Raw genomic sequence first — 19,969 nt, 5'->3', positions numbered from 1 at the left:
GAGTGACCCATCCGTTTTGTCGCACGTTCCGGCCCGATCAACTCTCAGGACGTTGCTATGTCTCCCGCCAAGACTGCTGCAAGGAGCGAGGCCGAGCTGTGGAGGGCGCAGCAGGCTGTCGCCGAGGCGGCCCTCAACTTCGTCAACGACTATCTGGGTTGCGGCATGGGAGCGGACGACACACCACTGACGTCCACCGGCAAGGCGCGCTTGCTCGCGATGCTGCGGGCGGTGTCGTTCGTGGAGAGCCGTCATGGGACCGCAGGTGCCAATCAGCCGGCACGGGATCCCATTCAGTGTGGGAATCCGAGGGACGCTTGGTGGAAGGAACTGACCGGTCAGTCCGGGACATGCTCCCGCTTGATCCGGGGGCAAGGCCTGAGCGCGGTGTGGGCCAATCAGGTCGCCGCGGCGGCGGAAGGGAGCGCCGGCTTCCCGGATGCTGCGGCGCTTGGCAAGCTCGCCGAGGCGAAAGCAGGACATCGGGATCCCGGCTTCTCGCCCATGCACAGCTATCTTTGGGGGGCGATCTATCTCATCCATCGAACGAACACGACCGCCGGCGACAGGACGTTCCAGTGTCGCGATCTGTCCTGCTCTCGGCTCGTCGATGGCGCGGTCGCCTACAATGGGGGCGGGGATCCGGCCTATCGCACAAAGATCGACGCGGCGCTCACTTCAGGCTGGGCTGGATCGCCACGTGGGGATCGTCCGAAGCGTCAGGATCGAGGCTTCATCGACTTGGCACGGGCGGTCGCTGCCCGTCGTCAGATCAACGCGGCACCGGTCTGTCCGATAGCTTTTCCAGGAGCGGGGTGAGGGATTGCCGCAGGTCCCGGTCAGCTTGCGCACGCTGTAGGTAATCGTCGCGCGTCCCGGCCGGGATGGAGCTTCCCAGTTTGGCGGCGGTGACGAGGATGGCCGCGTCGAGGCCGTGCGGTCCCAGGACTAGACAGCGTTCGAGGAGCCGGTCGACGAGTTCGGAGGCCTTGCCCGGGGGCAGTTCGTCGAGATGTGCCATTCTGTCGCCCAGCGCACCGTAGAAGACCAGGCGGCTCTCGCTGCGGATACTCTCGACATCGATTTCGGGGGTGTCCCGCGCGAGGGCGCGGGTGAGGAGCGCTAGCTCGATACCGTCTCGCAAGAGTGGGTTCGAAGCCGCGAGATGGAGCGCCGAGATCATGTCCTCGGTTCGCCCGAGACTCGCTGCCAGCATCTCACAGGCGTAAGCCCAGTTGTGGACCGTCGCTGGGACCGGCTCGGCCGCACGCGGAACCCCGATCGAAAAGGGGGCGAGGACGGAAGGGCGCTCCAGGAGCCGGCGCCAGAAGTCCAGGGCATCCTGAAAAAGCGGTGCCAGCCAGGTCTCGAATTCCTCTTCGTCGAGCGAGAGTCCGGCTGCCAGGGTCTCCTTCTCCGCTGCCAGGAGAATGAGAGGTTCGTAGGCCTGCGAGATGGCAATGCTTGGCTGGGCGGTGGCGGATGAGCGAATGACTTCCCGCAATCCGGACAATGCATCCTGCACTCCGGACCTGCCCGATGCGGCTGGTGCCAGGAGAAGCGCGACGATCTTGTCGACGACATCACTTCGCCGAATGTTCGTTGCTACCTCGCGAAGGTCTTCGATCGCTGGGCGAAGCCTCGTCACGACTTCCGGCTCGTTCAGGAGCGGTGGGTCGAAATCCCGGAGCGCAAAGATGAGGGTCGCGGCTTCGGATTCTTGCCCGAGGCCGAAACGGAGCACCATCTCGGCGATGCGGCGACGCAGCGTCGCATCGTGCCGTGCTGCTTCCTTGGTGTCCTTCGATACGAGCAGTTGCACCGCCGGGCGAACGATCACCCATGCGCTTGCTTCCGGCGTGAGGCGGTCGAATGCATCGAGGACGGCACGTACGACATCCCGAAGCGCATCCGGGTCGAACGCGCTCGCGAACGCTAGGGCCACGCCGAAGAGGGTGTGACCGTCATGGATGCCGAAACCCGAACGCATTGCAGCAGTGATGAGAGGGACCACGTCAGAAGCCGCGAGCTTTCGGAACTCGGGACGCCGGAGCGCCAGCCCGGCCAATGCCTCCCGGCTCTTGTTCGCGGTTCGACGGGCGGCCGCCGAGCCTCCCTCCCCGCCTCTCGCCCGTGAGAGGAGATGGCCGAGGATCGCCCGTGCGAGGCCGGTTCTGTCCGGTGGGATCAGATCGAGCCATTTCTCGAGGACGACGACCAGGACCGCCTCCCGGTCCTCGGCGGCCCCGGGAACGCCCCGGCTTGTCGACAGGGCTAGGTCCAGGGCCCCGTCATCGAGGTACGCCTCAACGGCGGGCCGAGGCCAGTCGACCTGTTCGGCAACGATGGCATCGCCTCCCTCAATGAGCAGTCGTGTTCCGGCATGGAATGCGGGGCGGCCGCTGCCGGAGGGGGCGTCGGTGCTGCCGATAAGGAACTTGCCGAATTGGGCCCGCGTGCCATCGCTCGCCGCAACGACACCCAAGGCGATCTGGCGCCTGAGTGTCTCCCAGAACATCAGCTGCGCGTGGTGGAGGTGGTTGCGGCTCGATGCTGCCAGGACCGCCCGCGAGACCGAGTGGGTCGGGCCGAGCAGGGGTGGTTCCACCACGACACCCCGGTTGTCCACCAACCCGGACCGGTCGTCCCCGGCCTTAAGGGTGAGTGCCAACGAGTCCGGAGCGGCGTTGATCGCCCTGAGCGGCTCGTGCGCCAGACCTAGCGAGGCGATCTCGCGCAATCGCACGCTCGCCTCGCGGGCGCCGAGCGTCTTTGCCTCGGCAGCGGCGATGGATTGCTCGAGGATCCCGCGGAATGTCGACACAAACCCGCTCCAGCACTCGCCGACGGATTCGGATGGGATGTGGCATGCTTGGGCGTAGAAGTAGCGCGCGCGGATCCAATCATCCGCCGATGCGAAGAGGTCGCCGATGTGTTTGACGATGACCGCTCGAAGCGGCTGATCGACCTCGGATAGTGCGTCGAGCGCTGAGACCGCCTGAGGGAACTCCGCGTCGCGGCCTTCGCCCGCCCTGCGCATCGCCTCGAGCAGTGCCCGGAAGCTCGGCTGGGACGCGATGCAATCCAGGGTATCGGCGGACCATCGCCGTCCGAGGTCCGCGCCGCCCAATTCGATCGCGACCCACAGGTCCCGCGGGGAGAGGCTATCGGACCTCTCTGCAGCATCGCGACCGCTGACCTGCCCCGACATGGTTCCGCCGGTGCGCACGAGGGCGAGGACGCATGCCTGCAGGTCCCTGTCGCGCCCGGAGCTGACCCGCTTCGGGCGGAGGATCCAGGTGCCCAGCTCGGCTGGCCCGCTGGGGACGACCTCCTCGAACAACCTGTCGAGGGAGACCTCGCCACCGCCGACTGAGCCAACGGCGGTCTCCGCGAGCTCGCGCAGCAGGCTGGCGTCGAGGAAATGCCGCACGACCGCCCAGGCCAGGCAGTTGCTGGCGAAATGACGCGCCCTCTGGTCTTTGCCGGATGAGCTCACTTCGGTCTCATGCCTTCCTGAACACGATGCGGCCGTTCTCGACCCTGCCCGTCAGGAGCCTGCACTCGGTCAGGCCGCCCGGCATCGTCCATGGTGTCAACTCCCGCGGCAAACGTGGCAGGGTGAAGCCGAACATCCTGGCGACGCCATCGCCGGTAGAATGGGGCTGGAGGGCCGCGAAGAAGCCGTCGGTTCTCCAACCAAGTGGCATGCTGCCATCCTCGCCCGCATATCTCCAGGCTCGCTCGGCGCCCCTGGGCTGGTCCGGTCGCCCGTAGGCCTGCGTCCACACGAAATTCGGATGCGCAATGGCTGCGGCCGTCGGCTGGAACAGGCCGGACAGGCCGGACAGGCCTCCGGCGGAGCCTAGCACGTCGAGGAAATTCGCGACGACGAACACCGATCGATGGTGCCGCTCGAATCCACCCGAGGAGGCGGCGCGAATGAAGGCTTGCCGGAATTCTGGGTGCCAGTTCCGCCGTCCGCCTTTGTGGACGTCAAGGGATGGTTGCGGCGTGCAGGTGGCGAGCGTCACGACGTCGACGTGATCCGGCGGATCCTCCCCGAGAACGCTGGCCTCCCTGTTGAGGGCGACGAGGGGGGCCGCGTCGGGCCGATCGGTCTGCAGGTCCAGCGCATCGGAGCACAGGATCGGCTGAAGCGTCAAAGAGGGTAGCCGCTTGTCGCGTGGGCGCAGGGTGATCACGCTGAGGAGTGAGCCCTCGGCCATGTGGTTCTCGGCTAGCACGTCGACCTCGAAGCGTGAGCGCACCGCCTTCGGATGGAGGCAAACCCGTAGTGCGTCGTCCGCGTCCCTTGCTATTACGCAACCGAGGTTCAGCGGCGCAGGCGAGTGCCTCGCCCGAAACCAGCGTTTGAACGCCGCGAGGTCGCTTCTCACCAGGGCCGGGACTTGGCTCAACGCCTTGAGCAGACGTCTCACCTCGATGGCCGTGAAGAGGTGGCTGTTCTCGACCGATGGGCGCAGGCCGACATGAATGCAGCCGAGCGAACCGGATGCCCGGGCTATCGCCGGCATGAGTGACACGAGGTCGTCCGTGGGCAGGAAGGCTTCCGGGAAGGTCACCAAGTCGAAGGCGATCGCCGGCGAGCGGGCGATCCTGCCGGTAGTCTCGCTTGGATTATGCCCGAACAGGGCAAGAAGAGCGGCCCGGAAGACATCGCCGTGCTGGACGGGCAGGTAGGCACCCGGCTCGACGGTGAAGGCTCTGAAGGGCCGGCCCGCACGGTCGACCGGCCAAACATGCCGATTGCCCACCCACTGCGATGTTGCCTGCACCGCGCCTCTCGCCCTCTCCTCGCCCGCGCGATGCCTGACCGTCGCGCCATCAAGCCAAGCCGTGGCCGTTGGGTTCCGCGGGCCTATCCAACATCATCGCGCGGAGCGCAAATCTGGCTTGCCGCGATGGCTCGAGCCGTACCATTCGCCCCGCACTGGGTTCGCCTCGGACATAGGACCCGATACGATCCCGACCTGAAGGCGGAATGACCAAGCCATGTGCCTCAATTCCACGACAGGCGATCCGCACTTCCAGGCATTCGTAGCCACCCGGCATACCCTCCAGACGGGCATGCATAGGCACCTCTCCTGTGCGCCAGTGGGATTCCCACGATTCGTAGATTCCCTCGCCTGGCACCTCGTCGATGACATGCCCGCCACATATGCGGATGTCGCTGGGGACCGGACGCACAGATCCGTCCACATCCCGGCATACCCGGCCGCAGCGACAAGCTTACACACGAGCGGCTCAGCCTGAGCACTGAAAGGGGGGGACGATGAGCGGGCAAGCCGACCTGGGTTCGAGCACACGGAGGCCTGAAGCGAGTCTCGTCGCAGAGCTGGAGCGAAACCTGTCGCGCGTCGAGCGAGCGGCTGCCGCTGTCTCGATCGCCATCCTGCTTCTCGTCGTCGGATATTCGATCGGAGTGACTCCGGCCGGGGCCTCGGTGCTGGTCCCGGCCATGATCATCGGCGCCGTCGCCCTCGCAAGCGCCCTGCTCGGGGGTCTCGCGGGATTTCTCTTCGGGATCCCGCGATTGCTCGCTCGTGATGCGCCGGCGGGAAACCCCTCGGACCCGCAGCCGTCCGGCGAGGCGGTCGCGAACCGTGCGGGTCGGGCGGACGGCGCGCGTCTTACCAAGCCGCTGCAGGCGAACTCCAACCTGGAGGAGATTTCCGACTGGATCACCAAGATCCTCGTCGGTTTGGGATTGGTGAACGCCGGCAAGGTCACCGATGCGGTCAGGGAGGGGGCGTCCCACGTTGCCTCACAGGGACTTGCCAGCGGGGCGGGTGCCGACATGGTGGTCCTGTCGATCGGGCTTGCTTCCTTCCTGCTGGGATTCCTCTTCTTCTATCTCCAGACCAGGACCCGGATCACGCTGATGTTGTTCGCCACGGAGGGGATGCAGGAGAAGTCCGCGTTGCCGCTGCTCTTGGTGGAGGCAGCGAACAAGGCATGGATCACCTCCGGCGACGGTGCGACGGTCGCGACCGCCATGTCCGCACGCATCGGTTGGGTGAAGAGCGCGGTCGAGCCGGTGCCGGCCGATCGAGAGATCCTCCGGGTCGGGTTCGATGACCTTCGCCGCCCTGAGGAGTTCGCTGCCTGGGGAGCGGCCCAGGCGCGCGCGGGCAACCTGGAGGCCGCCGAGACCTCGTTGCGGCGCGCCAACGCCCTCGCGCCAAGCGATCCGCGCATCCTGCGGCGAATCGCCGAAATCCGAGCGCTCCGGGGCGACCGCCGCGGCGCCGTCGAGACCTTGGGGGAGGCGCGCGAGAAGGCACCCAACAACTGGCGCATCAAGCGCCAGGAACTGTTGCTCGCGCTCTACCTGCCGGTCCCGGAAGGGTTCCGACGCGCCGAACCCCTCGCCGACGCGTTGGCCGGCCACTCCGAGGCGGGCAAAGACCCGATGGTCCATGTCTGGCGGGCCTGCGCGTACGGGCAGAAGCACCGCTGGCTCCGCGAGGGCGCCGCGGATGAGGCGAGCCTGCGACAAGCCCGCGAGGCGGCCCTCGCGTCCGTTGAACGGGCGGTCGAGCTGTCACCGGAGCCGACGAGCACGCCGAGGAAGCTTCTCCGCCGGCTCCTCGACCCGAAAGCGGAGCAAGGCGATCCGACCGAGAACGACCTCGAGGACTTCAAGGACGATGACGCCTTCCGGGCCATCGTCCGCGGCCGGTAGCCATGGAGGGCCGGGGGCACCCCTTGCTACTGGCGACGGGAGGCCACGAAATATTCCACAGGTCCCGGGTACGGAATTGGGGTACGTTCAGGGGTACGCAGGAAACCCAGCGTGGCCACCAACTCCTTCATAACAAACAATGATTTTGCTTGTTGAAGGTCCTGGTGGAGCTGAGGGGATTCGAACCCCTGACCTCCGCAGTGCGATTGCGGCGCTCTCCCATCTGAGCTACAGCCCCGTCGAGGCGCCGGCCTTGTAGGCTTAGGCCCCTCAGCCTGTCAATTCCCGAATCCCGCTGCCGACGCGCGTCCGCGCGGATCCGGCATGGGCCGACGAGGACATCAGATCCGCGCATGAATGCCTTCATCTGGCTCTTCGACACCGTTGTTCAGCTCTTCATCTACGTCCTCATCGCCAGCGCGGTCCTGAGCTGGCTCGTGGCCTTCAACGTGGTGAACGTGCGCAATCCGATCGTCGCCCAGATCGGCGAAGTGCTCTACCGGATCACCGAGCCGGTGCTGCGCCCGATCCGCAACCTGCTGCCCAATCTCGGGGGCGTCGACATCTCGCCGATCATCCTGATCCTGCTGCTGCTGTTCGTCAGCCGGCTGCTGCACGAGTTCGTGCCGGCCCAGACCTACGTCTACACCCGCTGAGGCCGGGGCGGCGCAGGGCCGCGAGCCCTGGCGCGTTCCGTTCCCGAGCCAGACGATCCCCGAAGCACGAGACGACCCGCGCCCATGAAGACCAATCCCGGCCGCTTCTTCGAGGATTTCCGCCTCGGCGAGACCATCCGCCACGCCACGCCCCGCACGGTCACGACCGGCGACGTGGCGCTCTACACCGCGCTCTACGGGCCGCGCTTTGCCGTGCAATCCTCCGACGCCTTCGCGCGGGCCATCGGATACCCGCAGAGCCCCCTCGACGATCTGCTGACCTTCCACGTGGTGTTCGGCAAGACCGTTCCGGACATCTCGCTCAACGCGCTCGCCAATCTCGGCTACGCCGAGGGCGGGTTCCGGCGGCCAGTCTATCCGGGCGAGACGCTCTCGACCGTCTCCGAGGTGATCGGCCTCAAGGAGAGCTCCAACCGCCAGACCGGCGTCGTCTACGTCCGCTCCGTCGGGTCGGACGCCGCGGGCGAGACCGTGCTGAGCTATTGCCGCTGGGTGCTCGTGCGCAAGCGCGACCCCGAGGCCAGGATTGAGCAGGAGCACGTGCCGAGCCTCGCCAAGGTCGTGGCGCCCGCCGACCTCGCCGGGGCCCTGCCCCGGATCGACGCGTCCGCCTACGACCCCGACCTCGCCGGCAGCCCGCACCGCTTCGGCGATTATCAGGTCGGCGAGCGGATCGACCACGTCGACGGCATGACGGTGGAGGAGGCCGAGCACCAGATCGCCACGCGCCTCTTCCAGAACACCGCCAAGGTGCATTTCGACGCCTTCGCCACCAAGGACACGCGCTTCGGCCGCCGCCTCATCTACGGCGGTCACGTCATCTCGCTGGCGCGCTGCCTCAGCTTCAACGGGCTCGCCAACGCCTTCTCGATCGCCGGGATCAATGCCGGGCGCCATGTCGGCCCGCTCTTTGCCGGCGACACGGTCTATGCCTGGAGCGAGGTGCTGGAGACGGCCGATGCGGGCCGCGACGATGTCGGCCTGCTGCGCCTGCGCACGGTGGCGACCAAGAACCAGCCCTGCGGCACCTTTCCCGACAAGCAGGGCGAGGGCTACGACCCCGCGGTGATCCTCGACCTCGACTACTGGGCCTTCATGCCGAAATGACGGGGAGCGGCGTCCCGGCGCGGCGCGCTCACCCGGCCGCGAAGTAGCCGAGAACTGCCTGCCGCAAGGGGTTGGCCGGGTCCGATAACAGGCGCAGCGCCATTCCGCAGGCGATGGTGACGAGGAGCGGACGGATCAGGCGCGCGCCCAGGCGCATCGCCAGGACCGAGCCGAGCTGGGCGCCGAGAAACGCGCCGACCGCCATGGCGATGCCGATCGGCCACAGGACATGCCCGGACGCCGCGAACAGGGCGAGGCTGCCGAGATTGCTCGCCGCATTGGCGAGCTTGGTATGGGCGGTCGCCCGCACCACGCCGAGCCCCAGCAGGGTGACGAAGCCCACCATGTAGAAGGCCCCCGCGCCGGGGCCGAACACGCCGTCGTAGAAGCCGACCGCCGGCGCGACGGTGACGGCGAACAGGCCCGCGCTCATGCGGGCGGCGGCGTCCTCGTTGCTCATGCGCTTGGCGGTGGCGAAGTAGAGCGCGATCGCGACGAGGAGGACCGGCACCCCCGCATCGAGCACGGCGCGCGGCAGCAGGCTGACGCAGAGCGCGCCGAGGATCGAGGCGAGGCCCGCCACGAGGGCGATCGGCCTTGCCTCCGGCCAGCGGATCAGGCCGCGCCGGGCGAACGCGTAGGTGGCCGAGCAGGCCCCCGCGCTGCCCTGCAGCTTGTTCGTCGCGATGGCGCTCACGGGATCGAGGCCCGCCAGGATCAGCGACGGCATCGTGATCAGGCCGCCGCCGCCCGCGATGGCGTCGACGCAGCCCGCCGCCACCGCGACCCCGAACAGGGTGACGATCAGGCTGAGTTCGATCCCGCCGATCACGCGGACCTCGCCGGACGCTCTGGGTGCATGCTCAGATCTGCCAGGACCGTGCCGCGGCGACCGGTGGCATGAGGCGGCCTCGGATCATGAGCGGCCTCGGCCGCCGGGAGCCGGCGGCTCGCTGAAGGGACAGGACCGCGTCGCCGCGAGGGGGAACGAGGGGCGCGACGAGCCGGCCGGCGCGGATCCGGATGGAGGGCGGGAGAGCGAGCCTCGTCCTTCGATGGGCAGGCCGCGTCCGCCATCGTCTCGCGCCGCGCCCCCTCCCGAGGGACGGGCCGACGGGTCAGTTGCGCACGATCACGACCGTGCCGATGCGGGCTCGATCGTAGAGGTCGACCACGTCCTTGTTCGTCATGCGGATGCAGCCGGAGGAGACCGCCGCTCCCATGGTCTCGGGCTCGTTCGAGCCGTGAATCCGGTAGAGCGACGAGCCCAGATAGAGGGCGCGGGCGCCGAGCGGGTTGTCCTGGCCGCCCGCCATGTAGCGCGGCAGGTCCGGCCGGCGGGCGAGCATCTGCGCCGGCGGGCGCCAGGCCGGCCATTCCTTCTTCATGGTCACGGTCTTCTGACCCGACCAGGAGAATCCCTGCCGGCCGACACCGACGCCGTAGCGGATCGCCGCGCCGCGCCCGAGCACGTAGTAGAGCCGGCGCTGGCTCGTCGAGACCACGATGGTTCCGGGCTTCTCCGAGCCCGTCCAGGCCACCGTCTCGCGCGGGATGGCCTGGGTGCGGAAGATGTTCATGAAGTCGGCGATGGGGCCGCTGTCGAACGGGTTCGCAGCCTCGGCGGTGCCGACGGTCAGGGTGAAAGCCGCAAGCGCGGCGGCCGCGAGAGAGCGACGCCTCGTCATGGATCGTGTCCTCCTGGGGCGTCGGACGGGACCGCGGCCCGCGGCGGAACCTGTCCGTCGAGGGCTGGGGGCGGCGCTGTCCGACTCGTCCGTTCCAGGCTTGGCGGCGCCGTCCGGACGGGTCAACCCGGCCGGTACGGTCCGTGCCCCTTTGTGGGAAATGCGCAACGACCCCTTGACAGGGCGCGCCTTGAACGGGCCTGCGCCGGGCGCCCAGGATGCGCGATGGATGCGCGATCGGCGGAAAATGATGCTCCGGTCGCGCCTTACCGGGAAAATGGTTCCAACACGTGTTGCCATTTGGCCGCGGTCAGGATGTCGCAGGTGATTGCGGTCGCTGCCGCACTGCACCTAATGTCCCGATGTGATCGCCAGTTTTGCCATAGATCGGCTGCGCCGCGGGGTTGCCCGCCGACCTGCGTCAGGCTCGGTTCGTCCGGGTCGTGCCGGCATCCTGGCTGGCCTTCTGGCGCTCCTCATCCTCGTTCTCGTTGGTCTGCCTGACGACCGTTTCGCGGAGCTGATGCCGCGCCGCGCCGAGGCCGGCATCACCAACGTGGCGGTTGCAACCTCCGCGACCCTGAGCCTCCTGGGTGGGCGTCACGCAGCACTCCTGGCCTCCGTCGACGCGGACGACCCGCCCGCCGACGATCGCCGGCTCGCGCCCGATCCGCCGCGCTGCCACCGCCTGCCCGCGTTGTCCGGCTTTCCGCCGAGCGCCGACGGAGCTGTGCCGTCCGCGAGCGTGCGTCTTCTCGAGCGGCCACCCAAGCGCATCGGCTGAACCACCTCCGCGGCTCCCCGGCTCTCGCGGGGACGTGAGGCTCATGGCGGCGAAAATACGCGGATGTCACGGGATCGCTCAGGTTTTCCCGATAGACTGGCCTCCGGTGGACCCGTGCCGCGTCATGCGATCGTCCCATGGCGCGTGCGGTGTTCTCCCGCCTCTTGAACGCCTCCGGATCGCGCGCGGGGCGTCCATGGTCCGGCGCATGCCATGGTCGTCCGATCCCGCAGGGCGGGCCGGCCCGGCCCGGCCGGAGCTGTAAAACGGATCCGTCCGGTCCCGAAAAGAAGGCCGGCCGTCCACACCGTATCGTGTGTCTCAGGAGCGAATTGATCGTGACGTCTTCCCGCAACCCCGTCCGCTGGCCCAGGGCCGCGCTCACCTGGCCGGTCTCCCTGACCGCCGGTGCGGTGCTCGTCGCCCTCTCGGCTTGCAATCAGAAGCAGCAGGCTGCGGCACCGATCCCCGCGCCGCCGCCCGAGGTGAGCGTGGTGACGGTGGCGCCGCAGCCGATTCCCTACGTCCGCGACCTGCCCGGCCGCGTCGCGCCGATGCGCATCGCCGAGGTGCGCTCCCGGGTCTCGGGTCTCGTGGTCAAGCGCCTGTTCGAGCAGGGCAGCCAGGTCAAGGAGGGCGACATCCTCTACAAGATCGACCCGGCGCCCTACGAGGTCGAGCTCGCCAGCGCCGAGGCGGCCCTGGCCCGCCAGGAGGCCGCCCTCGTGCTGGCGAACCAGCAGGCCGAGCGCCTCGAGACGCTGCTCACCCGGCAGACCGCGAGCCAGGCGCAGTACGACACCGCCTACGCGGGCAGGAAGCAGGCGGAGGCCGAGGTGGCCGGCGCCAAGGCGACCCGCGACAGGGCCAGGCTCAACCTCAGCTGGACCGACGTGCGGGCGCCGATCTCGGGCCGCATCGGCCGCGCGCTCCTCACGGAGGGAACCCTGATCGAGTCCGGTACCACGGGGGTCCTCGCCACGATCCAGCAGCTCGATCCGATCTACGTGGACATCACCCAGTCGGTCGGCGAATTGAACAAGCTGCGCCGGGATCTCGCCAGCGGCGAGCTCTCGCGGCTCGAGAACGACACCGCGAACGTCCACCTGATCATGGACGACGGCGCGCTCTACCCCCTCGCCGGCCGCCTCCTGTTCTCGGACGTCACAGCCGATCCGAGCACCGGCCAGGTGACCTTGCGGGTGCAGTTCCCGAACCCGCACGACGAGCTGTTCCCCGGCATGTATGTCCGGGCGCGGATCAAGCAGGGCATCGACTCGGACGCCATCGCGGTGCCGCAGCAGGCGATCCAGCGCACGAATGACGGCAAGTCCGAGGTCTGGGTCGTCAAGGCCGACGACAAGGTGATGCTCCAGCCCGTCGAGGTCGGTCCGGTCGTCGGCCAGAACTGGCTGATCCGCGACGGCCTCAAGCCCGGCGAGCGCGTCGTGGTGGAGGGCTTCCAGAAGATCTCCGCCGGCATGCAGGTGAAGCCCCTCGATCTCAGCCCCCCGGCCGATCAGGCCGAGCTGAAGCCGCGCGACGCCGATGCCGAGGCTGAGGCGGCCGCGCAGGCCGCCGCGCAGGCGGGCAAGAACCGCTAAAACCCCCGTCGACGCCCGCCGCGCCCCCGTCCGGTGCGCGGCGCCCGCAGTGCTCCGAGGTCACAAGAACTCCCGCATGGCTCGCTTCTTCATCGACCGGCCGATCTTCGCCTGGGTCGTCGCCCTGTTCATCTGCCTCGGCGGCGCGCTCTCGATCCCGCAATTGCCCGTCGCGCAATACCCGATCATCGCGCCGCCCTCGATCGCGCTCTCCACCGCCTATCCGGGCGCCTCCGTGGAGAATCTCTACACGGGCACGACGCGCCTCATCGAGGACGAGCTGAACGGCGCGGCCAACATCCAGAGCTTCGAATCGGCCAGCGATTCCTTCGGGGTCGTGGAGATCACCGCGAGCTTCCAGCCCGGGACGGATCCGGGCTACGCGGGCGTCGAGGTGCAGAACCGCCTCAAGCGCGTCGAGGCGCGCCTGCCCGCGGAGGTGCGCCAGCAGGGCATCCTCGTGGAGGAAGCCTCCGCGGCGACGCTCAACATCATCACCCTCGTGTCCACCGACGGCTCGATGGACGAGGTCGGCCTCGGCGACTTCCTGATCCGCAACGTCATCAACGAGATCCGCCGCATCCCGGGCGTCGGACGCGCGACGCTCTACTCGACCGAGCGCTCCCTGCGCGTCTGGATCGACCCCGACAAGCTGCGGGGTCTCTCGCTGAACGCCTCCGACGTGACGAAGGCGATCCAGAATCAGAACGTCCAGATCGCCTCCGGCGCGGTCGGCGCCCAGCCGAGCCCCTCGAGCAACCCGGTCAACTTCCCGATCATCGTGAAGGGCCAGATGACGGCGCCCGAGTCCTTCGGCGCCGTCGTGCTCAGGGCGAACCCCGACGGCTCGAACGTGCGCCTGCGCGACATCGCCCGGATCGAGCTCGGCGGCGAGGATTACAAGTTCACCACCCGCCTGAACGGCGGCGAGGCGGCGGGCATCTCGGTGACGCTCGCCCCCGACGGCAATGCGCTGCAGACCGCCAAGGCGATCCGGGCCAAGATGGAGGAGCTGTCCCGGTTCTTCCCCGACAACCTGAAATGGGACATCCCCTACGACATCACGCCGGCGGTCGAGGCCTCGATCGAGAAGGTGCTGCATACCCTCGTCGAGGCGGTGGTGCTCGTCTTCCTGGTGATGTTCCTGTTCCTGCAGAACATCCGCTACACCCTGATCCCGACGATCGTCGTGCCGATCGCCCTGATGGGCACCGTCACGGTGATGCTGCTCGCGGGCTTCTCGGTGAACGTGCTGACGATGTTCGGCATGGTGCTGGCCATCGGCATCCTCGTCGACGATGCCATCGTGGTCGTCGAGAATGTCGAGCGCATCATGAACGAGGAGGGCCTCTCGCCCCGGGAGGCGACCAAGAAGGCCATGAGCCAGATCACCGGCGCGATCATCGGCATCACGCTGGTGCTGATCGCGGTGTTCATCCCGATGGCGTTCTTCCCCGGCTCGGTCGGCATCATCTACCGCCAGTTCTCGATCGCGATGGTGACCTCGATCGCCTTCTCGGCCTTCCTGGCGCTGTCGCTGACCCCCGCGCTCTGCGCCACGCTGCTGAAACCCGTCGAGAAGGGGCACGCCCACGCCAAGGGCGGCGTCTTCGGCTGGTTCAACCGCTTCGTCGACCGCGAGACCGCCCGCTACGGCCGCGGGGTCTCGCACTTCATCGCCAAGTCCGGCCGCGTGATGCTGGTCTATCTCGTCCTCGTCATCGGCGTGGCCTACGCCTTCGTGCGGATGCCGGAGGGCTTCCTGCCCGTGGAGGACCAGGGCTTCTTCACCGTCGACGTCCAGACGCCGCCGGGCTCCTCCTTCAACCGGACGCTCGCGGCCGTGAAGAAGCTCGAGGACCATCTGCTGGCGCAGCCCGGCGTCGCCACGGTCACGATCGTCAACGGCTTCTCGTTCTCGGGCCAGGGGCAGATGACCTCGCAGGCCTTCGTGACGCTGAAGCCCTGGGGCGAGCGCGACGCGGAGAACTCGGCGGCCAAGCTCGTGGCCGGCACCAACAAGGCGCTCGCCGATTATCGCGACGCGACCTTCGATGCCCAGGAGCCGCCGCCGGTGGACAACCTCGGCAACGCGGCCGGCTTCAGCTTCCGCCTGCAGGACCGGGCCCAGAGGGGCTACTCGGCGCTCCTCGCCGCCCAGGAGCAGCTTCTCTCCCTCGCCCGGCGCAGTCCGGTCCTGCAGAAGGTGAAGATCGAGGGCCTGCCCCCGGCCCCGGAGGCCGAGCTCGTCATCGACCGCGAGAAGGCCGCCGCCCTCGGTGTCAGCTTCGAGGACATCAACGACACGATCCAGGTCAATCTCGGCTCGGTCTACACCAACGATTTCCCGAACCGGGGCAAGATGCAGCGCGTGATCGTGCAGTCGGAGCAGCTGCAGCGCCTGAAGACCGCCGACATCCTGAATTACGGCGTCAAGAACGCGCAGGGCACGATGGTGCCGATGTCCTCCTTCGCCGACCTGAAATGGAGCGTGGGGCCGACCCAGATCGTCGGCTTCAACGGCTACCAGACGGTGCGCATCACCGGCGAGCCGAACCCCGGCTACACGTCGGGCGACGCGATCGCCGAGATGGAACGGCTGATGACGCAGCTGCCCAAGGGCTTCGGCCACACCTGGACCGGCCAGTCGCTGCAGGAGAAGCAGGCCGGGAGCCAGGCCTCGCTGCTGCTCGCGCTCTCGGTCCTGATCGTGTTCCTGTGCCTCGCGGCGCTCTACGAGAGCTGGTCGATCCCGTTCTCGGTGCTGCTGGTGATCCCCCTCGGGGTCATCGGATCGGTGGCGGCGGTGTACCTGCGCGGCATGCCGAACGACGTCTACTTCAAGATCGGCCTGATCACGATCATCGGCCTGTCGGCCAAGAACGCGATCCTGATCGTGGAATTCGCCAAGGACCTGTGGAAGCCCGGAACCTCGATCATCGACGCGACGGTGCAGGCCGCGACCCTGCGGTTCCGCCCGATCGTGATGACCTCCCTCGCCTTCATCTTCGGCGTGGTGCCGCTCGCGATCGCGAGCGGGGCGGCCTCGAAGAGCCAGCAGGCGATCGGCACGGGCGTGATGGGGGGCATGATCTCCGCCACCGTCCTGGCCGTGTTCTTCGTGCCGGTCTTCTTCGTCGTCGTGATGCGCCTGTTCAAGCGCAAGAAGGTCGAGGCCGGCCTGAAGAGCGAGGCGGAGCCGGGGGCGGACAAGGCGCCCGAGGGGCACCATGGGGTCGCGGCGGAATAGGCTCTAGGCGATCCCGTCGATGGCGAGCCGCAGATGCTGCGGCCCGCGCAAGGCCGCGCCCGGCCGGTAGGGCGGGTCCTCGGCGAGGCGCGGGTTCTGCAATCGCCCGGCAAGCGCCGCGAGGGCGGCTTCGGTCTCGAACCGGGCGAGCGGCGCGCCGACGCAGTAATGCAGGCTGCCGCCGAAGCCGAAATGCCGGTTGTCGTGCCGGTCCGGGTCGAAGCGGTCCGGATCGGCATAGGCCTGCGGATCGCGCCCGGCGGCGGCGAAGAGCAGCACGACCGGGGCGCCCTCGGGGATGGTCGTCCCCTCGATCGCGAGATCGGCGAGGGCCTTGCGGGTCCGGAACTGCACCGGCGGATCGAAGCGCTGCACCTCCTCCAGCACCCGGGGCGCCCAGCCGGGCTCGGCCCGCAGGCGCTCCAGCGCCTCCGGGTGGCGCATCAGCGTCAGCATGCTGTTGGTGATGAGGTTCACGGTGGTCTCGTGGCCCGCGACCAGCATCAGGATCGACGTGGCAACGAGGTCGTAATCGCCCATCCTGCCGATGCCCGGCGCCGATTCGTTGGCGAGACCCGAGAGCATGTCGTCCCCCGGATGGCGGCGCTTGTCCCGGATCAGGCCGGCCATGTAGGCGGAGATCTCGTCGAAGCAGCGGCTGTTCTTGGCCCGGACTGCGTCGTCGTCGAGGCTGTCCGGCTCGAGGGCGGTGGCGAGCTGCGTCGCCCAGCCGTGGAATTTCGGCTCGTCCTCGCGGGGCACGCCGAAGAGTTCGCAGATCACCGTCACGGGAAGCGGGTAGGCCAGGTCGTCCACGATGTCGATCTCGCGCGCGCCGCACTTCTCGTTGAGGAGGTCGGCCACCAGCCGGTCGGAGCGCTTGCGCATGGCCTGCACCCGCTCGCGGGTGAACTGGTGCATCACCGCCCCGCGCAGGACGTCGTGGTCCGGCGGATCGCGGAAAATGAAGGGCCGGTGCGTGTCCGTGATGTGCTGGCGGATCGGTTTCACCACCCAATCGGTGAAGGGATTGCCGGTGAGCGGACGCTTCGAGGGCGGCAGGGTCTCGGAACTGATCCTGGGGTCGTAGAGCAGGCTCGCGACGGCCGCATGGGTCGCCGCCACGTAGGTTCCGTCGTGCTGGCGTGAGACCGGCGTCTCGCGCAGGCGCGCGAAGAGCGGGTACGGGTCCGCCCGGTTCTTCCTGTCCTTGACCTGGTCGAGGAGCGTTGCGTCGGCCATCGAGATCCTCGGGCGGGGGAGCAGCGGTGAGAGGGCGGGGACGGTCTTAAGAAAAGCCCGGCGGGAGCACCGGGCGGTGCTCCGGCTGATCGATGGCCCCGTGGATCGGCGGGAAGGGCGCGCGGGCCGCGACCTGCGCCGCGTAGGCCGGAAGCCATCGGGCGCAATCGACCGAGAGCGCGGCGATGCAGCGCCCCTCGCGCCCGTAGACCGCCAGGAAGCGGCCCTCCTTCGGCGACCCTTGCGCGATCACGAGGCCGTCCGCGCCCTCCGTGAGGCCCACCGACTTGATGTTGATCCCGTGCTGGGTCGACCAGAAGGTCGGGACCGCGGCATAGTGCGAACAGGCTTTCCTGTCGGCGAGCAGGCGCCCGGCATGCTCCGCCTGCGCGACCGCGTGGCTCCAATGCTCCAGGGCGACGCGGCGGCCGTCGTAGAGTGGATGGGGAAAGCGCGCGACATCCCCCGCCGCGGCGACCCGGGCGTCGACTCGCCCCTCCGTATCGAGGGCGTACCCGTCCGCGTCGCAATCGAGGCCGCCCGCGTCGGCGCTCAGCCCGGAACCGGCGAGCCACTCGGTGTTGCGCACCGCGCCGAGGGCGACGACCACGAGGTCGGCCTCGATCCGATCTCCGCCCGACAGATGCGCGCGGACGACGCGCCCTCTGCCGTCATCCTCAAGCCATTCGACCTCGGTGCCGCAGCGCATCTCCACGCCGCGCGCGGTGTGCAGGGCGCCGATCACGTCGCCCATGTGAGTGCCGAGCACCCGCGCCAACGGCGCAGTGGACGGTTCGACCAGCGTGACCGGGATACCGAGGGTCCGGCAGGCCGAGGCCATCTCGCAGCCGATGAAGCCACCGCCGATGACGAGGACGCGCCGCGGACCGGCCGCGAGCGCTGTGCGGAGCGCCGTCGCGTCCTCGCGGCTCCGGATGCTGTGGACCCCCGCGAGCCGGCCCTCGTGCGGGTTCGGCCAGGCGCGGGCCCGGGTACCCGTCGCGATCAGGAGGCGGTCGAAGGCGAGGCTCGATCCGTCGGCGAGGCGGACCCGGCCGTTCCGGCGATCGAGGCCGGTCACGGCCGTGCCGAGACGCCACTCCGCCTCGAGCGGCAGGAAGCTCGGCAGGGTCGTGGCGTCCGCCGCGACCGCGCCGGTGAGGACATGCTTCGACAGCGGCGGCCGGTCGTAGGGCCGGTGCGCCTCGGCCCCGACGAGGGTGAGGGACCCTGTGAACCCGGCCCTCCGCAGGGCCTCGGCGCCGCGCAGGCCCGCGAGCCCCGCGCCGACCACCACGGCGCGCTCCGCGACCACCGATGCGCTCACAGCACGCCCCGTTCCGGATCCTCGACGCGGATTGCCTGAACCGGGCACGAGATGCGGGCGCGCTCGATGTCGGCGCGAGCCTCCGCCAAGGGTGCAGGATCGTAGAACAGCGCTTCCCGGCCCTCGATCGTGAAATGCGCGGGCGCCGCGTAGCAGCACTGGGCGTAGGCTTGGCAGCGATTGAGATCGACGAGGACCCGGAGCGGGCGGGAATCCGGGGCAGCTTGGCGGTCGGGCTCGGGCATGGTTGCGGAAAGCCCGAGCGGCCCCGACAGTTCCCGCGCTCCCCCTGCGGCGAATGCTGGGGCCGTCTCAGGGTCGGCAGCGCCGCGGGGCGCGCACGCGGCGCGCCCGATCGTCGCCCAAGCCCGGAGCGGGCCCGGCGATGATCAGGTACGTTGCGCATCGCGCGGACGGGCGCCTCTCCCGAGAGGACGCCCGCTCCCGCGTGCGCTCAGCAGGGCGTGCAGGAGGGGGCCGCGGCCCGTTCCAGTCCGCCGTCGAGGCTCAGCACCCGGCGGTTATGCGCGATGGCGCCGCAGCAATCGCAGGCGGCGTTCTGCAGGCGGGCGCGGTCGAGCAGATCGACGCGGCCCCGCGTCGAGCGGATCAGGCGCTCGCCCTCGATGATGTGGAGGGCCACCGTGACGCTCGCCCGCCGCACCCCGAGCATCTGCGCGATATGATCGTGGGTGAACGGGAGGGTGTCGCTCTCGAGGCGCTGGTGGGCCTGGAGCAGCCACCGGCACAGGCGCTTCTCGAGGGAGTGGCGGCTGTTGCAGGCGGCGATCTGATAGGCCTCTTCGAGGCTCATGCGCACGTAGCGCAGAAGCAGGGCCCGGGCCGGGGGGCAGGATTCCATCAAGCGCCGGATCGCGGCGGCCGAAACCCGGTAGGCCGGCGCGCCGACCTGGACGACGGCCCGGTGGGAGGCCGGATCGGTTCCGAGGAGCGCTGAGGCTCCGACGAGATCATGGCGGCCGACCATCGCCACCTCGACCTCGGCATTGGCCGCGGGGCCGCTGCGCACGAGGACCGAGACGAGGCCGCCCGTCGGGAAGGTGACGTAGGCCGGGGTGGCGCCCGTCTGGACCAGCGTCTCGCCCGCCGTCATCGTGACGGCTTCGAGTTCCTCGGCCCAGCTCGGCGGCGCGCCGCGCAGAAGTGCATCCAGGAGGCCGTTGCTCCCCGGCGGAGGCCGGTGCGCGACGCCCGGCACGTCCCGCGGAGCGACCAGTGCGGCACCGTTCAGGAGCGTAGCGCTCACCTCCGGGATGCACAACCTGATGTTGGTCTCGTTCATCTCACTGTGACTCCCGTCCCCACAGGCACGCATCGGATGCTCGAAAGCATCCACAGAGCACGCGTGGCCAGTCGATCGGAGCCCCTGCAGTTCAGCCTGTGCAGCCCGCGGGTGGTTGCCGATCTCCCTGCTCTTCCTCAGCGTGCGATTTCGGCGCAGGTCGGGCGTTACGCCAATAACATATGATGGTACTAATGATTCAAGCTTGATTTCTAGTACTTTTTCATGCGCGAACGTTTGCGTTTGTACATCAGGCCGCTCGCGAAAAGATGGGCATA

General features: G+C 68.7%; 15 protein-coding genes and 1 tRNA gene. 7 read left to right on the top strand and 9 right to left on the bottom strand.

All coding sequences use genetic code 11. From position 1 onward, the window contains the following. Positions 1-57 precede the first annotated feature (57 nt). On the top strand, positions 58-819 hold the full coding sequence (locus F6X51_RS23640) for a hypothetical protein (RefSeq protein ID WP_150966128.1): 762 nt from the start codon (positions 58-60) through the stop codon (positions 817-819). On the opposite strand, the gene F6X51_RS23635 is transcribed toward F6X51_RS23640, so the two are convergent. Both F6X51_RS23635 and F6X51_RS23630 read right to left on the bottom strand, forming a co-directional pair. Next, the gene (locus F6X51_RS23635) at positions 773-3,499 is read right to left on the bottom strand and encodes a hypothetical protein (RefSeq protein WP_150966127.1); all 2,727 of its coding nucleotides are present in this window, start codon (positions 3,497-3,499) and stop codon (positions 773-775) included. The two genes, F6X51_RS23640 and F6X51_RS23635, sit on opposite strands and share 47 nt — an antisense overlap. A 7-nt stretch (positions 3,500-3,506) precedes the next feature. Next, complete coding sequence (locus F6X51_RS23630) at positions 3,507-4,799, bottom strand: hypothetical protein (RefSeq protein ID WP_150966126.1); 1,293 nt, start codon at positions 4,797-4,799, stop codon at positions 3,507-3,509. A gap of 497 nt (positions 4,800-5,296) precedes the next feature. Between F6X51_RS23630 and F6X51_RS23625 the strand changes: the two genes are divergently transcribed. Continuing rightward, complete coding sequence (locus F6X51_RS23625; RefSeq protein ID WP_150966125.1) at positions 5,297-6,709, top strand: hypothetical protein; 1,413 nt, start codon at positions 5,297-5,299, stop codon at positions 6,707-6,709. Between the two features lie 162 nt (positions 6,710-6,871). On the opposite strand, the gene F6X51_RS23620 is transcribed toward F6X51_RS23625, so the two are convergent. Then, positions 6,872-6,947 (bottom strand) — tRNA-Ala (locus F6X51_RS23620). Positions 6,948-7,062: 115 nt separating this feature from the next. Between F6X51_RS23620 and F6X51_RS23615 the strand changes: the two genes are divergently transcribed. Next, a complete protein-coding gene (locus F6X51_RS23615) occupies positions 7,063-7,365 on the top strand; it encodes a YggT family protein (RefSeq protein ID WP_150966124.1) in 303 nt (100 codons plus the stop codon). Positions 7,366-7,449: 84 nt separating this feature from the next. Then, on the top strand, positions 7,450-8,493 hold the full coding sequence (locus tag F6X51_RS23610) for a MaoC family dehydratase (protein WP_150966123.1): 1,044 nt from the start codon (positions 7,450-7,452) through the stop codon (positions 8,491-8,493). A gap of 28 nt (positions 8,494-8,521) precedes the next feature. Here F6X51_RS23610 and F6X51_RS23605 read toward each other — a convergent pair whose 3' ends face one another. After that, positions 8,522-9,322, bottom strand: coding sequence for a TSUP family transporter (locus F6X51_RS23605; RefSeq protein WP_407658670.1), 801 nt, complete (start codon positions 9,320-9,322; stop codon positions 8,522-8,524). Between the two features lie 289 nt (positions 9,323-9,611). After that, the gene (locus tag F6X51_RS23600; protein ID WP_150966122.1) at positions 9,612-10,181 is read right to left on the bottom strand and encodes a L,D-transpeptidase; all 570 of its coding nucleotides are present in this window, start codon (positions 10,179-10,181) and stop codon (positions 9,612-9,614) included. A gap of 364 nt (positions 10,182-10,545) precedes the next feature. Between F6X51_RS23600 and F6X51_RS23595 the strand changes: the two genes are divergently transcribed. The 3 genes from F6X51_RS23595 to F6X51_RS23585 all read left to right on the top strand — a co-directional run bounded on the left by F6X51_RS23595 (position 10,546) and on the right by F6X51_RS23585 (position 15,819). Then, entirely contained in the window at positions 10,546-10,965 is a 420-nt protein-coding gene (locus F6X51_RS23595) for a hypothetical protein (protein WP_150966121.1), read from the top strand. Positions 10,966-11,303: 338 nt separating this feature from the next. Next, on the top strand, positions 11,304-12,569 hold the full coding sequence (locus F6X51_RS23590) for an efflux RND transporter periplasmic adaptor subunit (RefSeq protein ID WP_407658669.1): 1,266 nt from the start codon (positions 11,304-11,306) through the stop codon (positions 12,567-12,569). A gap of 76 nt (positions 12,570-12,645) precedes the next feature. Beyond that, complete coding sequence (locus F6X51_RS23585; protein ID WP_150966120.1) at positions 12,646-15,819, top strand: multidrug efflux RND transporter permease subunit; 3,174 nt, start codon at positions 12,646-12,648, stop codon at positions 15,817-15,819. A gap of 3 nt (positions 15,820-15,822) precedes the next feature. Here the strand turns inward: F6X51_RS23585 and F6X51_RS23580 are convergent, their stop codons facing one another. The 4 genes from F6X51_RS23580 to F6X51_RS23565 form a co-directional block, all read right to left on the bottom strand. Further along, entirely contained in the window at positions 15,823-17,061 is a 1,239-nt protein-coding gene (locus F6X51_RS23580; RefSeq protein ID WP_150966119.1) for a cytochrome P450, read from the bottom strand. A gap of 46 nt (positions 17,062-17,107) precedes the next feature. Further along, positions 17,108-18,388 carry an NAD(P)/FAD-dependent oxidoreductase gene (locus F6X51_RS23575; RefSeq protein WP_150966118.1) on the bottom strand — a complete coding sequence of 427 codons (1,281 nt, stop codon included), beginning with the start codon at positions 18,386-18,388 and terminating at the stop codon, positions 17,108-17,110. After that, positions 18,385-18,633: a ferredoxin gene (locus F6X51_RS23570; protein ID WP_150966117.1), complete on the bottom strand. Its 249-nt coding sequence runs from the start codon at positions 18,631-18,633 to the stop codon at positions 18,385-18,387. The genes F6X51_RS23575 and F6X51_RS23570 overlap by 4 nt, the downstream gene beginning before the upstream one ends. Before the next feature lie 209 nt (positions 18,634-18,842). Then, positions 18,843-19,691, bottom strand: coding sequence for a Crp/Fnr family transcriptional regulator (locus F6X51_RS23565; protein ID WP_150966116.1), 849 nt, complete (start codon positions 19,689-19,691; stop codon positions 18,843-18,845). Positions 19,692-19,969 lie beyond the last annotated feature (278 nt).

Origin of the sequence: Methylobacterium planeticum (assembly GCF_008806345.1) — a bacterium.
Taxonomy (GTDB): Bacteria; Pseudomonadota; Alphaproteobacteria; order Rhizobiales; family Beijerinckiaceae; genus Methylobacterium; species Methylobacterium planeticum.
The sequence above is the reverse complement of the archived record's forward strand: the minus strand, read 5'-3'. Positions and strand labels throughout refer to the sequence as shown.

Excerpts from the sequence above, each read along its gene's own strand:
- F6X51_RS23580 (WP_150966119.1), bottom strand. The coding sequence starts at position 17,061 with ATGGCCGACGCAACGCTCCTCGACCAGGTCAAGGACAGGAAGAACCGG.
- F6X51_RS23610 (WP_150966123.1), top strand. The coding sequence starts at position 7,450 with ATGAAGACCAATCCCGGCCGCTTCTTCGAGGATTTCCGCCTCGGCGAG.
- F6X51_RS23615 (WP_150966124.1), top strand. The coding sequence starts at position 7,063 with ATGAATGCCTTCATCTGGCTCTTCGACACCGTTGTTCAGCTCTTCATC.
- F6X51_RS23570 (WP_150966117.1), bottom strand. The coding sequence starts at position 18,633 with ATGCCCGAGCCCGACCGCCAAGCTGCCCCGGATTCCCGCCCGCTCCGG.
- F6X51_RS23600 (WP_150966122.1), bottom strand. The coding sequence starts at position 10,181 with ATGACGAGGCGTCGCTCTCTCGCGGCCGCCGCGCTTGCGGCTTTCACC.
- F6X51_RS23640 (WP_150966128.1), top strand. The coding sequence starts at position 58 with ATGTCTCCCGCCAAGACTGCTGCAAGGAGCGAGGCCGAGCTGTGGAGG.
- F6X51_RS23565 (WP_150966116.1), bottom strand. The coding sequence starts at position 19,691 with ATGAACGAGACCAACATCAGGTTGTGCATCCCGGAGGTGAGCGCTACG.
- F6X51_RS23625 (WP_150966125.1), top strand. The coding sequence starts at position 5,297 with ATGAGCGGGCAAGCCGACCTGGGTTCGAGCACACGGAGGCCTGAAGCG.
- F6X51_RS23585 (WP_150966120.1), top strand. The coding sequence starts at position 12,646 with ATGGCTCGCTTCTTCATCGACCGGCCGATCTTCGCCTGGGTCGTCGCC.